At 66.4% G+C, this 15,035-nt stretch carries 9 protein-coding genes and 1 pseudogene; 5 read left to right on the forward strand and 5 right to left on the reverse strand.

Annotated features, from left to right (window positions below):
• Positions 1–231: 231 nt before the first annotated feature.
• A pseudogene (locus D0C15_RS10535) lies at positions 232–489 on the forward strand (IS630 family transposase); the annotation flags it as partial.
• 184 nt (positions 490–673) lie between these two features.
• On the opposite strand, the gene D0C15_RS10540 reads toward D0C15_RS10535, so the two are convergent.
• From D0C15_RS10540 to D0C15_RS34675, 3 genes are all read right to left on the reverse strand, one after another.
• Entirely contained in the window at positions 674–1,567 is an 894-nt protein-coding gene (locus D0C15_RS10540) for a diacylglycerol/lipid kinase family protein (RefSeq protein WP_281270686.1), read from the reverse strand.
• A 116-nt stretch (positions 1,568–1,683) separates the two neighbouring features.
• A complete protein-coding gene (locus D0C15_RS34670; protein WP_211323147.1) occupies positions 1,684–2,040 on the reverse strand; it encodes a hypothetical protein in 357 nt (118 codons plus the stop codon).
• A complete protein-coding gene (locus D0C15_RS34675) occupies positions 2,037–2,402 on the reverse strand; it encodes a hypothetical protein (RefSeq protein WP_211323148.1) in 366 nt (121 codons plus the stop codon). Before D0C15_RS34675 ends, D0C15_RS34670 begins: the two co-directional genes overlap by 4 nt.
• Before the next feature lie 73 nt (positions 2,403–2,475).
• Here D0C15_RS34675 and D0C15_RS10550 point away from each other — a divergent pair, with 73 nt between their 5' ends.
• From D0C15_RS10550 to D0C15_RS10565, 4 genes are all read left to right on the forward strand, one after another.
• Positions 2,476–2,940 (forward strand): NUDIX domain-containing protein, encoded by a 465-nt coding sequence (locus D0C15_RS10550; RefSeq protein ID WP_245975693.1) that lies wholly within the window; start codon positions 2,476–2,478, stop codon positions 2,938–2,940.
• A gap of 1,154 nt (positions 2,941–4,094) precedes the next feature.
• Positions 4,095–4,934, forward strand: coding sequence for a radical SAM protein (locus D0C15_RS10555; protein WP_162829994.1), 840 nt, complete (start codon positions 4,095–4,097; stop codon positions 4,932–4,934).
• Entirely contained in the window at positions 4,931–5,365 is a 435-nt protein-coding gene (locus D0C15_RS10560; protein WP_116043495.1) for a DUF6375 family protein, read from the forward strand. The genes D0C15_RS10555 and D0C15_RS10560 overlap by 4 nt, the downstream gene beginning before the upstream one ends.
• Positions 5,352–9,341: an NACHT domain-containing protein gene (locus D0C15_RS10565; RefSeq protein WP_116043498.1), complete on the forward strand. Its 3,990-nt coding sequence runs from the start codon at positions 5,352–5,354 to the stop codon at positions 9,339–9,341. Before D0C15_RS10560 ends, D0C15_RS10565 begins: the two co-directional genes overlap by 14 nt.
• 610 nt (positions 9,342–9,951) lie before the next feature.
• Here the strand turns inward: D0C15_RS10565 and D0C15_RS10575 are convergent.
• Entirely contained in the window at positions 9,952–13,671 is a 3,720-nt protein-coding gene (locus tag D0C15_RS10575) for an AAA family ATPase (RefSeq protein ID WP_116043509.1), read from the reverse strand.
• Positions 13,672–13,800: 129 nt separating this feature from the next.
• Positions 13,801–15,024, reverse strand: coding sequence for a Wadjet anti-phage system protein JetD domain-containing protein (locus tag D0C15_RS10580; protein ID WP_116043512.1), 1,224 nt, complete (start codon positions 15,022–15,024; stop codon positions 13,801–13,803).
• Positions 15,025–15,035: the final 11 nt, after the last annotated feature.

Here is a 15,035-nt window from a genome sequence, read left to right on the forward strand (position 1 = left end):
TATACAGGATTCGGTGCAAGGGTTCTGGCGGCGCAGCGGCCTCTACGCCGCCGGAGCACAAGTCAGCAGTCGCGAGTGCGTTGGGCGGGCTCGGTGCACTGGACATCCAACCCACTCCCACCCCGATGAGGAGCTGGTAAGGATGGCGGTCGTCGCGGCGATCTTCGGCTGCACCGGCACAGCGCTGATCATCATCAGCGGAGCGGGCGAAGCGGGTCTCACACCGCCTGGCTGCACTTCACCCCGACTTCCGGGTCGTGGCTCAAGCTGGTCGAGGTGTGGTTCGGCATCATCGAACGTCAGGCCATCCGCCGCGGTAGCTTCCGCTCGGTGCACGACCTCAACGCCAAGATCCGCGCCTTCATCAACCTCCGGAACAACCGCTGCCACCCCTTTATCTGGACCAGAACCCCCGGCCAGAACCTCGCCAAAGCCAACCGTCAGACCACTTCAAACAACGGACCACTAGGTCGGCGAACATCGCCGTGACGACAACCTTGGTACTTCTCTCAGTAGCTACCGGCGGACTCCATCCGACGAGGGGCTTCCCTCGTGAGTGGACAGACCGGTTCTAACCGGCCGCAACACTCACGACCCACTGGAGGGTCGTCTGAGCGCTGAACCACCAGTAGCAGATGCTCACGTCCTAAGGAACGAGCACGGCAGGCGCCACTCACATTCCCGTGCCGTCGACCCATGTCTGGGGCGCGACGACGTGCAGCGCGTTGCGCGCCAGCGCGAACACCTGCGGGGTCTGCGCGACCACTTCACCGTCGATGTTGATCGGGAGCTCGTCGTCGGTGTGCACCTCCACCCGCCTGGTCCGGATGTGCGTGACGTGCGCACTGTCGGCCTCGCTGCCGGAGCGCATTTCCCGCGCGATACTTGCCATCTGCAGTGGTCCGCCGTGCCGGATGACAGTGACGTCCAGCGCGTCGTCGTCAATACCCGCATCCGAGACTGCCTGCTGTCCCCCGCCGAAGTAGCGCCCGTTGGCGACGCTGACCTGCATCAGTCGCGGGAACTCGCACGGTTCGTGGTCCCCGTCGGGGAAGGTCAGCCGAGCCCGGAAAGGCTGGTGCCGCAGCAACGCTTTCACCGTCGCCGTCGGATAGGCGAGCGGGCGGAGGCGCCGCTTCAACCACGGTGACATGGCTTGTGCGACGTGCGCTCCCATGCCCACCGATGCCCTGTTGACGTAGTAGTTGTCGCCGCACAGCCCGAGGTCGACGTCGACCACGTGGCCGTCGGCGATCGTCCGGCACGCACCGTCGATGTCTGTCGGGATATGCATGGTGCGGGCGAAGTCGTTGGCCGTGCCCAGCGGTAGCAGGCCTATCGGGACCTCGCGGTGTGCGAGCACATCCACCGCGGCACTCACGGTGCCGTCTCCACCGCCGAGGACCACCAGGTCGTGACCTGCGTCAATCGCACCGGACACCGTCTCGGGAAGCCGGGACGCATCGCTGAGCCTGTACACAGCGTGCAGCGGCACGCCAACGTCGCGCAACGTCTCGACAGCCACATCGCATGCCTTGAGCCCGGTGCGCGAACCCACGTTAACCACCAGCGCTGCCTTCTCGATTGAAATGGCGAGCTCCCTTCCGTCAAGTCCACAGCCAGGCTACGTCGGCTGACCCCTGGGAGCCGAGATGGCTCCTGAGGACGCGCCTCAATCGATCACTAAACGGTGCGTGCAGTCACCGACCCAGCGGGCCGGTTCGCTGAGTACGGTGGTGACGCCGTTGAGGTCGGCGAGGCGGAGAGGGTGGCGACGGCGAGGCGGCGGGGGAGTGCTTCGTTGAATTTCAGGCCGTTGAGTGCGCGTTCGTCGATGTCGGGCAGGCTGAGCTGTGCGGCCGCGTCTGCGGTGACTGCGTGCCACATTTCCCTGGTCAAATCGCCGCGGAGGCGGATGGAGGCCTCGTCGACGCGCTGCTTCTCATCTGCCAGCGAACCCAGCGTGGCGGCAAGGGTCGCGTTCGCGCGGTAGCCGGCCCAGGTCCACCACCGGATGTCCCTGCCGCCGCGGGAGATCACCGTTCCGCCAGGGTGCGCGGTGACGCCGAGATCCTCGCGAACTCGGCGAGAACCCGTTGCGCGCGCTGGGTGAGCCGCACGGCTGGGTCCGTCCCGAGCAGCACATCGCGGGCGGCGCGGGCCAGCGCGAACCCCGCGCCACCGACACCGGGGGTGTGCCAGCGGGCCCGCCCGCCGCTGTCCGCGGCCTCGACGAAGCAGCGCCGGCGTTTCCAGTCGATCCAGGTCACCTTCCAGCTGCGTCCACCGAGCAGCAGCAGCCGGGGCCCGTCGACCTTCTCGGTGAGCGACGGGTCGGTGCGCCCGATCTCCCGCCGCCCGTCCAGCGCGGTGAATTGCGGTGGCGCGGTGAACACTGCCATCATGTCCATGAAATGCCGCCGACCGAACCGGTGGCGTGGCTCCGGCGGCGGTGTCACCGGCTCGACGTAGCCGTTGTCTCACAGGTGCAGCAGCCCGGCAGCCCACTGGGATCTTCCGGTCGACGCCGACGAGGCGCCATGGACGACGGCTGTCCGCGAAGTCCGCGAGGAACTCGGTATCGACCCGCCACCCGGGCGGCTTCTCGTGATCGATTACCTGCCCCGCGACGACCGGATGCCGGAAGGACTGGCGTTCATCTTCGATGGTGGGACGATCACCGACGCACAAGTAGACGACTTGTCCCTCACCGATCCGGAGAACTTGTCGGCCGGGCTGTTTTCGCTCGACGAAGCCGTCACGAAGGTGAAACCGTCGCTGACTCGGCGACTGGCGGTGGCGCTGGAGGTCGCCCAGGATGGCGGCCGGCGTCGTGTCGTGAACAGCTCGCTCCCGAGAGCGAGAAGAGCCGGATCATTATGGTGTGGAGCACGGGGCCGGCGGTCGGATTCCGGGAGCATTGCCAAGCCGAGGCACTGAGTTTGTTGATCTGGTTGACCGGACGCGAGGGCTGACCAACGGAAGTTGCGGCAGCACCGCGTTGGCAGCCTTCCTACGCCTTCGGATCGTTCTGTCCCGCCGATCAGCTCGGGCTGCCTGGACGTTTGCGTACCGCTCACGGGTTGGACGTACTTGCGCACGTTGGGCAGCACCTGGGCTGCTCCTCCGACAGCGCCGGCACCGGGCGCGACAGCTGGTCTCGTTCAGCGCTCACAACTCGTGCCCCCGGTGCGGTTCGAACAGCATCCACACGAAACCAGGCACGTTGTGAGCTGCGGATTACTGGGCAAGCCACAGTAGCTCGGCGTCGTCGCAGGTAGGTTCGAACCCTGTGGAGAGCCCCCAACAAGGCAATATACGAACCTAAACCTGCTGGTCAGCGGCCTGTCGGTCTCCGTGAAGCCCGCACACTCGAAGATTCGGCGTGATGGATACCGGCGGACCCGGTGATCCGTAGCGGAGGGTAGTGGTAGCCGCCCTTGGTCGCCGGAGCCGTGCTGTCAACACGCGCCACGCGCTCCTTCGTCTGCCGGGTGCGAACGCACACTTATGCCGATGAGAGGGCGTTTCGCCATGCGAGAGATGATCAGTGATTTGTCTTTTGTGACGCGATTGTGGTCGGCGGAGGCGGACGAGGTGCGGAACGGTCTGAGCCGGCCACGAAGGGATTCTGCCACCGGCGCCACAAGGTCAGGCCAGACTCCGCGGGTCATCGTCTGAAGTTGAGCTCCAGCTCCTCGATGTAGAGGTCGATGAACCCGATCGCCTCCCTGTACGCGGCTGAGTGCCCGGGAAGGGCCTTTCCAGGTGGTACCGTCCGGCAGCACGATCAGGGTGTCGGGTGCCTCGTCCGGTGAACACCGCGTTCGATGCCTGGTAGTTCATTCCGAAGTATCCGGTGAAGGGACCTTGTCACCGACGTGGCGGCACCGGGCCGGAGAACGACGATTTCGGTGCGACATGGCGCTTTGCAGCAAGAAACGGTACCTCTTCGAAGTCGTCTTGCCTCGGTCCTGGTTCAGCTCGACGGGTGCGTCGGACAAGCGGCTCGCGGCGGTGGCATCATGCTGTCGGTGAGGTGCAAGACTCGTCTGTCCGCAGCTGGTGTTCACCTGTTTGACCGTGTCTCCGGGATGAACGTGCTGCTCGACGAGATGGCTGTTCCCGCTGAGCAGTTCTCCCGTGCTCCCCGGTACCTGTCCGTCGCGCTGACCAACGCCTGCGAGCTCCACTGTGCCTACTGCTACGCGCCCAAGCACGCCGCAGCGCTCGACATGGAGCGTGTAGTCGCGTGGTCGGCCGAACTCGATGCTGCCGGGTGCCTCGGTGTCGGCTTCGGAGGAGGGGAACCGACCGCATACCGAAGGTTCGCCCAGCTGTGTTCGGACATAGCCCAGTCCACGTCTATGGCGGTGACCTTCACGACCCATGGGCACCGGCTCACACCCGAACTCGTCGAATCCCTGCGCGGGGCCGTGCACTTCGTCCGCCTGTCAGTCGACGGGGTCGGAGCCACCTACGAGCGGCTCCGCGGCCGACCGTTCGCGGCCGTGGTCCAGGCGGCGGCGTTGCTCGGCACCCTCGCCCCGTTCGGCATCAACGCCGTCATCAATGCCGACACGGTCAGCGAACTAGATGACCTCGCCGAGTTCGCCGACAAGGTCGGCGCGTCCGAACTCCTGCTTCTGCCGGAGCAGCCGACCGCGGCGACTCCCGGTATCAGCGACGCCGACGCTCAGCGCCTCGTCGAATGGGCCGCGATCCCCAGGAACAGGGTTCGGCTCGCCATCTCCCGTACTGGCCTCGAAGCTGCGCTGCCCACGGCGGAGGCCGTGCCAGGCGAGCGCCCTCTCGACGCGCACATGCACGTCGACGCGACTGGCGTCCTGCGCCCTCACGCCTACGCGCACACGGGATTGTCAGTCGGAAGTTCCATCATGGAAGCCGTGCAGGCGTTGAGGGAGGCACCATGAGGATCTGGAACGGCTACGGCTCGGAGCATTCGATGGACCTGGTTCTGATCGGCCGGTTCCAGACGGTTACCGGCGCGAAGGCAGCCGAGGAGCGCATCGAGGCTCTGCAGGCGCTCGCCGAGGCCGCGTGGTCCGACGACGACTGGCGGAGCCCCGATGAACGCATGCCTCCCGAACTCGGGCAAGCACTGCGCGAAATGAAGCTGTACGACATGGGGCGGCACGACGTCGACAACTACGCGCTTGATCACAGCGTCACCCGCACAGCGGAGACGGTCCGGATCTGGACCGACGAGTCCGACGTTCAGGGATTCCTGAAGGTGCTTCTCCACTACGGCGCGAGGGTCGAGGTCTTCTCCCGCCACGAATGGGACGAGGACGCGATCACGCGGCCGGATGCGAGCAACCGGAGCGACGGTGGATCTGACTGATCTGGCACGCCTGCCCGGCGCCGCCGACCAGAACTTTGAAGCGCTCACGCGGGCCATCGTGTCCCGCCGCTACGGCGCGCTGGGCACGATGCGGGAGCGCCGGAACCAGCCCGGCGTCGAGTTCTACCTGCGTGTAGACCACGCCGGTGCCCTGGGCGATCCCGGCCGGGTATGGGGTTGGTCGTGCAAGTGGTTCATCCTCGACAGCAAGAACCGCCTCACCATGGACCAGCGTGATCAGATCGAGGACTCGCTCTCCAAGGCAATCAAGCACGTCGCCGGCCTGACCGACTTCGTGCTCTGCCTTCCACAGCGGCCCGCGAAGAACGACGAGGAGTGGATCGACGGACTCGGTGGGCAGGGCGTCAGCGTCAAACTCTGGTCCACCGAGAACTACGACGCACAACTCGCCGGACACGATGAACTCCGCTCCACCTTCTTCGGCGAACTAGCCCTCACCGCAGACGTACTGGCGCAAGCCCACAAGCGATCTGTTGCGCCCGTCGAGGCCCGGTGGACGCCACGGTTGCACACCTCCCACCACGTGGAGCACCGCATCGACCGGGCCTTGCTACGCCCGGCGTCATTCGAGTGGCTGGAGCAGCGCACAGACGACATCGCAACCCGGATCCAGGCACTGCGCGCAGCCCTCGACGGCCTCGACACCACCTTCCGCCAAGGCGCCGTCGAGATCGCCGACGACCTGGACCGGTTCGTCGACGACCTGCGGGAGATCCTCGACGCCGGGAGGAGCCTCCGGCCCTGGGAGGTCCGCGAGCGCCTGGCCGCACAGCGGCCACCCGCAACCTCTCCCAGCACGCTGCGACGCCTGGTGCTCAAACTGAGGCAGCGTCGCCTGCCCGAGGCGCTGCTCGTCACCGGCCTTGGCGCGGAGATCCGCGACATCGTCCAGTGGCTGCACAACACGCGGGCGGACACCAAAGCCCCCCTGCTCGCCGTCATCGCCGCCGCGGGACAGGGCAAGACGCACCTCGCCGCGCAGATGACCTCACCTAACGGCCAGCCCACGGCAGGAGTCTTCATCCAGGGCGGGAATCTGCGCGCTGGCAAGACCCTCGACGACCTCGCGCGACGGATCCCCGGACTGAAGGTCGACCACTTCGAAGACCTCCTGGAAGCGCTCAACTCAGCCGGCAACCGCGCCGGCTGCCAGATCCCGTTGATCATCGACGGCCTGAACGAAGCCGAGCGGCCCTCCGAATGGAGGCCACTGCTCGCGGGGTTGGCACCGGTCCTGGACGGCTACCCTCACGTGGCGGTGATCGTCACCCTCCGCGAACCACTCGCCGACCAGGCCCTCCCCAAGGGCACGGTGCGCCTGGAACTGGAGTGGCAGCGCGCGGAAGTCGACGACATCCTCCGCGTCTACTTCAGCCACTACCTGATCAACCCTGCCGAGGCCTGGCTGCCGATCGAAGAGTTCCACAACCCGCTGTTCGTGCGCATGTACTGCGAGGCCGCGAACCATGACCGCCGAGCGCCGGTGGGCGTGGAAGCGCTGCCTCATTCCCTCATCGGCGTCTTCGAACTGTACCGCGAGGGCGTGGTCGAACGGCTGGCCGAGGACCCGGCCCGCATCCCGGTGCCAGCCGACCAGATCCAGCACCGCCTCGCCGCTCTGGCGAGACACCTGTGGACACACAACGTCCGTCGGCTTCCCTTCGATGAAGCGCGACGAATCCTCGACACCGACCAGCCGAATTGGGACGAAAGTCTGCTCCGGCGGCTCGTAGAGGAAGGAGTGATCTTCCGCGAGGAGATCCAGGGTTCCGACGACACTGAGTGCGGCTTCATCTTTGACCGCCTTGCTGGATACTTGATCGCCGACGCGATTCTGGTACGCATTCCCCCCGCGGAAGTCAACGAGCGGCTCGCGGAGGCGGCTCTCTGGCAGTCCCTCCTGGGCAACCAAGCGCACCCCCTCGGCGAGGACATCCTCATCGGTCTCATCTCGTTGCTGCCACGCCGCTTCACCCGGCGCCACCTGTGGCGTGTCGCCCCGGATGAGCACCGTTCGTTTGTGCTCACCCAGGAACTCAACACCGAGTCGGACTTCCTCGACAACGAGACCGTCGACGAGCTCGCAACCGCGCTCATTACCGCGCAGCCCAGCAAGAGGAAGGGACGACCAGCATTCGGCCGTCTGTGGGAGATCCGCAGGTCCGCCCCCCACCCCCTGAATGCCGTATTCCTCGACCGCGTCCTGCGCCAGCTGTCCCTACCCGAACGTGACCTGCGCTGGACCGAATGGGCTCGAGGTCAGGCTCCAGATCGGCTCACAGCAGACCTGGAACGAGCGATCCACAGGTGGTCGGGAAGCAGCAATCGCGCCCAGGGCGACGACCTGGACGCGCAGGCCATCGCCTGGCTGCTGACTTCCACGGACTTGAGCATGCGGGACCTGGCGACGAAGGCCCTCCAGCGCTACGGCCAGCCAGAACCCAAGCGGCTGTTCGACCTCGCCGCCCGGATGCTCGACGTCGACGACCCCTACGTCGTCGAACGCATCGTCGCCGCAGCGTTCGGGGCCGCTAGTACCCACCAGATGCCTGATCCTGGCGGACCGCTCGAACGCGCCCTGCGGGACTGGCTGGTGCAGTTGCGCGACCGCTTCCTGGACGGCGGGACCACGCCCATCTCGCACGAGCAACTGCGCGGCTACGTACGGGCGACCTTTGAATTCGCTGGCACTCTCCATCCTGCCGCCGTCCCTGACGGTGTCGATGCCTTTGCGCCGAGGTTCGCCGCCGTGGCGCCCGCTGAGGTGATGGAGGACGACGACCCCAACGCCGACGAATGCGACCGCACCTTCGGCTTCGACTTCGAGAACTACATCATCGGAGCCGCCATCAACGGCAGGGCCAACTACGACTTCAACCAACCCGACTACCGCAGGGCCCGCGCCGAGGTCATGGCTCGCGTCTGGGAACTGGGCTGGCGCGAGAAGAATTTCGGCAGCGTCGATCAATCCATTGCCGCGAGCGCTGAGCGGCCTTACAGCACCAAAAGGAGGGTAGAGCGGTACGGCAAGAAGTACGGCTGGATCGCCTACCACGAAATGGTTGGCCGCCTCGTTGACGTCGGCCGCGCACCAGCCCCCTTCGGGGACGCAGAACGCTTGATGCCAGACATCGACCCGACCTTCCCCGCCAGCCCCCCGGTAGCACCCATGTCCTTACCGCTGTGGGCGCCCATGGAGCCGACCGACGACCAGACCTGGCTTGCCTCGGGGACGGTGGCTGTCCCGGACTATCTGTGGTCACCCGAGGAGATCCACGGAGTGGACGGCGGCTGGCTTCTGGTCGAGGGATACCTGGACCACCGCCACGACGGGCGGACGGTGTTCGGGTTCTTCCGCACCCTCCTGCTGAAGCCGGAGGACGTGGAACCCGCTCGGCAGCTCGCCAGCGAGCGCCAGTATCCGGGAAACGACTTCTTTCCTCGGCTGCCGATGGTCCGCGACGTGCTGGCCGCTGAGATGCCTTGGAGCCCCCGGTTCGAGCTGACGTTCGACGACGATGCCCCGGGCGCCTTCCCACACCGAGCGCTGCGTGGCGACTGGCAGGACGACGGCATCGGGTTCGACCAGGTCGCCGTGGACTTCTCCCCCGACAGCACTTCGGAGATCGGGCTCGGCGGGGGCTACGACGTGCCGTCGTTCGAGTTCGCCGCCCGGTTCGGCCTGCGCCAATTGCCCGGCACCGTGGACCTCGTGGGCCTGGACGGCCGACGTGCCTCCGCAGTCTTCCGCGCGGACAAGCCTTGGCGCGGCCACCTGCTCTACCTGCGCCGCGATCTCGTCGAGAGCTTCGTCGGTGATCGCCGGATCATGCAAGTGGTCTGGGGCGAGCGAGGGGTTGCCGCCGACTGGCACTCTGTTCCTTCCTGGATGCGCGCGTTACACCGCAGCTACGCCCACGTATGGCGGCACATCCGAATGCTTGGGGCGGATTAGCGCTGTGCAGTGAGCCGCCCCGGAGGTTCTGGATAGCGAGACGTACGCTCATGCCGCTGGCAGCGCGCGACGAGCGCGACCTGGATCGACCTTGGCGGGCAGTCGGCTGTGTACGGGCCCGACTGTCGACACTCCGAGTGACGAGACAACGATCCGATTACCGTTTCCGTTCGACGGGCAAAATCCCGAATGGGTTCGGATATTGCCTGGATTGCGCATCCAACAAGGCAATATACGAACCTAAACCTGCTGGTCAGCGGTTTACCGGTGTCGGTGAAACCCGCCCACGCCAAGGTTCGGCGGGATGGCTACCGGCAATCTCGGCAAGGGTCAGGAACTGACTACTCTCCGCTCAACGGCGCGCGCCGGTCGAACGGTCGGTCGTGACACTGCGCCCCTCGTGGATCGTCGGCGTTTGATCCGAGCATCGAACCGTTACGCGTGCAGTGCCGCATGGTGTCCGGAGAGGTTCGCTGACGACGGCGACACCGGAGCCTGGCTCATCGCTCGGGGTCCTTGGCCCGCGCCTCGTCGTCGGCCAGCGTGAACGTGGTGGAGAGGTACTCGGTGAGCGCGAGCTTGGCATCCTCGGCCACGAGCGACGGATACATCACCCACCCCCAATGCGGCGGCGCTTCGGCCGGCGCGGACCAGCGGAGAGGAAAGACTCGGCGAGCGCGCGCCATCCCGGAACATCCACGCCGCTCCGATCGTCCGTCCACACCAAACTGCCATTCTCACCGCCACCTTCCTGCAGTGGCAGGATTCCCTGCCCGGCATACCACGCCTTCTTCTTCTCCCAGCCGTGGCGGTACTTGGGGTCATGCAGGAGGCCGAGGTGCTCCCAGTAGACCGTGCGGCCGTCAGGTGCCTCGATGGTGAAGTCAGGCAGCCGGACCCGCCCGTCCGAGCCGGTGAGGCGTTTCTCGTAAAACCACGAGCTGCGGGCGAGCTCATTCAGGATCTCCGCAATGATCACCTCATTTTTCGACCGCACCAGGACCCCGTTGCTGGTCAGGTGCACCAGGCTGGCGTCGAGTATGCCGAGGTCGTGGCCGTCCGGACTGACCGCCGGGCGCGGGTCGGCCGGGCGGACCAGGTCGGTGAACCGGCGGGCGGTGTCCGATCCAGTCGCGCGGGTAAGCATGATCAGATCGTCGAGCGGGCCTTCGTGGCATAGCACAATCCGGTCGGTCTGCCTGGTCAGCGCGGTGTAGAGCAGTTCCCTGGACAGCGCACGGGTGCCGGAGGGGACGACCAGGAAGACCCTGCCGAACTCGCTGCCCTGTGCCTTGTGCACGGTCAGCGCCCAGGCCAGCTCCACGCTGGCATCGTCGTCGCTGACCGCGTTGTTCATGGTTATCCGCGTGCCCGGCTGGGTGGAGAACTCGACCTGCGTTTCCCATGGCGCTTTCTTGCCCTTGCCGGCGAGTTGACCGATGACCACACCGATCTCACCGTTGGCGACATAGCTCCTAGTCCTGCCCTGCTGGCCGGGTGCCCAGGATTTCAGCATCTGGTTGGCCAGGTTGACCACCTTGTCGCCTAGCACGATTTGCTCGCTACCAAGCGGTTTCGGCACGGACCGGTACCGGCTGGTGGCCTTCTTCAGCTCGAATTCCCGGTGTGTGAGCTTGAGGTGGCGGTTGAGCTGCACGGTGCCGTGTGCCCGGCCGCGCACCGGAGAGAGAATTTGCCAGTTCTCGCATTTCCCTGGCGCTTCCCGGTAGCTGACCCATTTGTCGACGGTCGCGCCGTAGGACCTGGCGAAGCTGCGGCCCTCATCATCGGTCACCACATCAAGTTCGTCGCGCAGTACGTCGTCCATCACATTGGCGATTGTGCGGCCCTGCCATGGCACGGCGGCCAGGGTAGGCATCGTGATGCCGCCGCGCAGGCGGTCCCACACTTCTTCCTCGCCGTCCGAGATCTCGTCGCCGCTGAACCACTGAGCCAGCATCAGGTCGTCGCGTACATCTCCCCGCTGCCGATTGAGCACGGTCAGCTCCCCCCAGCCGGGTGCGACGCGCGGCCAGGAACCGTCGTGGTCCACGCGAGCGGCGCGTTCCAAATCCACGAATGGACGGCCGGCGCCGATCGGCGGCAACTGGCGCGGGTCACCGACTAGGACGAGTCGGTCCGGCGGGTGCAGCGCGTCGAGCAACGCGTCGAGCATGTCCTCGGTCAGCATGGACGCCTCATCCACGATGACCGTACCGACCCTGGGTGCCTTTCGCGCGTCGTCACCGAGAGCGAGGTATCGGCCGGTCTCCCCATCGTAGCGTTTGGTCCTGCCGAGGAAGCTGGCAAGTGTCTGGGCCGGGCTCTTGGCTTTCTTGGTCAACTGGACGGCCGCCTTGCCGGTTGGCGCGAGCAGTAGCACACCCTTCCGCTGGATTTCCGGCCGTTTGACCAACGCCTCGACGAGTGTCGTTTTCCCAGTGCCTGCGCGGCCATTCAGCAGCGTGACCCGGGAGGCATACATTTCCGCCAGCGCGGCGCGCTTTTCTTCCCTGGCTCGCTGTTCCTGATGGTCGTCGGCGTGGATCGGGCCGAGAATCTCGTCGATTCCCGCTGACAAGTCACTCGGTACATTGTGTCGGCCCAACTTGTGCAGGTAGTCAAGGAACTCGGTGATACTGAAACCTCGGATGATGGCGGACCGCAGCTTGTAGGCAGGGCTGCTATCCGCGAGCGTCGTTCGCGCGAGCGGAGCCTTGTCCGGGTCCGGGTCGTTGTCGAGGTCGTCCGGCGCCAGGCCCAGGCCGGTCAGCACGGTCGGAGTGAGGTCGAACGGCTGGGCGACCGCCAGCCCGCGCACCCGCTCGATCGCCTGCGATACCGGTAGCAGCGTATGCCCGTCCGCTTCCGCGGCGGCAATCACCCAGGTCAGCGCGGCCTCGATCCGTCGGGGGTCGATGACGTCGGCGAACGACTCGTCGATCGGCAGCGGGTGGCGGGCGGCCAGCGCCGGTTCCGGGAAACAGCCCCGGTCAACGACAGTGAACGGGATCGGCGCCGCACCATCCACCGTGGACGTGACGAGGAGGTACGGGTTGCGCAGCAGGTCGGTGTACTCGATCGGGATGGCGGTCGTCCGGTCAATGACGCGCCCGACCTCATCCTTGGTCAGCTCGAACCGGGCGAGCAGCCGCAGCAGCCGCTTGGTTTTCGCGTCGAGCGAGCGCCAGATCCGCCGACGCGGCTCGGTGGCCAAGTACCGCACGATGTCCGGCGCCGGCCGGTCTTCGAGGGCGGCCACCAACACGTCCCACGGGTCGCCGCCGTCCGGTGTGGCCCCAGCGATGGTATGCGCGGCGAACGTCGGGTGCGCCCAGCCGAGTTGCGGTAGCACGGCAGGCAGGCCGGGCGAAGGACCGCGGCGTCGCCAGGTGAGACCGAGCTGAGTGTCGAGCCATGTGACGGCGGACGCCGGCACGTTGACACCGAGTTCGACGGCGGCGTCTGCGGCCCGGCGGAGCTCGAGCAACGCCGCCACCGCGATGTCGTCCGAGACGTGCTCGGTGACGTACGAGAATTCGCGGTGCTGTTCCGGCGCAACCGGCAGCGCCGTCGACACGTCGGTGCCCGTCTCGGCGAGCGCAGCGAGTTCCTGGAGTGGAAGCAGGATGCCGTCCGTGCCGTCCGGACGCAGCGTGTGGCTCAGCGCGGTCTCCCACATGTGGTTGGGGAACGCGGTGTTGCCGGGCCAGCGGCCAGGCAACCGGAGATCGGCGACGGTCGCCGCGCCAACGAGTATTTTGCCTGCGTCCTCGAACGGGGAATGCTTGAGGTAGAAGAAGACCAGCGACTGCCCTTTATGGACATCGCGGAAGAACTCGGTCATCGCGGCCTGCTGGTTGTCCCCATGCAGCACCCACGGCGGCTCGAAGCCCAGCGCTTCGATGGCCTCCTGCTCGGCGTCCGCGCTGTAGTCGTCAACCTTGAAGTACGGCAGCACGCCTTCGTTCAGGTTCGCTCGGTGCAGCCAGAAGTACGGCGACACCGCAACCGACCACGGCGGCACGTGGATTGCTTTCTCCTCGATGCCTTGCAGCGCTGACGTCCACCGGTACGGATGCTTCTTGGTGACGAGTTGAGCGTGCGCGCTGAGGAACGTACTCCGCTCGGCGACGCACGGCACGCTGTCCGCAGGCAAGTCGGCGATCGGTATTCCGGCGTTAGCGACCTCGAATTCGTCCCGCCGGTTCTCTCCGATGTTCTTCAGTAGCAGGCACGAACTGTTACCCAGCGGATCGCGGCAGACCGACCCGTCCCAGCCGTTGTCATGCCACGGTACTCGCACGGAGAGATGCTGCACATAGACCACGCTGTCCTCCTTACTCTGCAGGTCCAACTCGCGAGTGTTCAGCCTATTCCGGGGAAGGCGTTCGTTGGTGGATGCTGTCCGAACCTCTCTGGTGTGGCCTCGAGGTCAACCGCGCGGACGTGTGCGGACCTACAGGAGCGGCTGCAGGGTGGCGCGTGCTGGGGCTTCTTGCTCGACGGCGTACCCGCGTGCGAGGCAACTGCGCGCGAAATCTCCCACCGCGTCGGTGCGTTCCGCCGTTGTGGCGATTCGGTCGCGGGTCAGGGTGCTGAAGGGTTCGCCCTGATCGTGCTCACCCGCGCCGATGTCGACGATTACGCGGCGGGTGTCCGGCGGGAGATGGTCGTGGATTCGTGCCGCGATGCGGATTCCGCCGAGGTCGGCATCGGGACAGATCACAATGTCGTTGACGCCGATGGCGGCTTGGTTGATCAGGTCGAGGAGCGGGTCTGGTGGCTGGCCGTGGCACCAGATCACGGCGGTGTCGGGGTGGGTGTCGCAGATGGTTTCGGCTGCCTGCCGGTTTTCGATGATCAGCAGGACGCGGGTGCCTCGGGCGACCTCGAGGGTGATGGTGCGGTGGGCGGGTAGTCGGATGTCGTGTGGGCCTGGCCATCCGGTCCAGTCCAGGGTTCGTCCGTTGTGGTGGGCGCGGATTGGGCCGCCGAGGCCGATGTAGGGGTTGCGGTTGACGCCGAGCAGGACGAGCGCCTCGGCCTCGAAGCCGGCGTCGGTGAGAAGCCGGGGCAGGTCTTCGCGGGCCTTGGTGTTCTTGGCGTGGTGCTGTACGAACGCCCGTGGTCCGTCGTAGCTGCGGTCGGCGACGAGGTCTTCGGCGGCGCGAACAAGCCATACGAGCCGGGGGTCTGTGGTGGGCGCGGTCAAGGCTGCAGCGACCCCTGGCCATTCACCGATGAGGAGGTCGCGGAGTTCTCCAGCACGGTCGAGCAGCTCTTGTCGGGCGGCCTGTCGTGTTTGCTTCCCGGTGGCGTGATGATCGGCAAGGTCAGGGTGGGGGTTCCAGCCTCGGGGCGGATGGCAGATCGTGCCTGCGCGGTAGTCGTGCTCCAGGGCCACGCATCCGGCACGGGCCAAGCCGAGCGCCACGTCGCTGGCGCGATCGTGGAGTTTGGTCGTGATGGTGTTCCATCGGCGAGGTGCGCTCGTGGCCCAGTTCCAGTCTGCGTCGCTGACGAGTCCGGCTGGCCGCTGTGGTGCACTGGGCGGATGCGCACGCAGGTGTACTCGCCGGACTTTGGGGCGGCCGGCTCGGTCGTGGTCGAAGGTGCCGTCGGCGTGTGTTGGTTGTGCGTAGGCACGGAGTCCGTCGGGCACGCCGGGGTGCCCGGGCATCGGGAATTCCC

The organism is Amycolatopsis palatopharyngis, from assembly GCF_003385185.1.
GTDB lineage: Bacteria > Actinomycetota > Actinomycetes > Mycobacteriales > Pseudonocardiaceae > Amycolatopsis > Amycolatopsis palatopharyngis.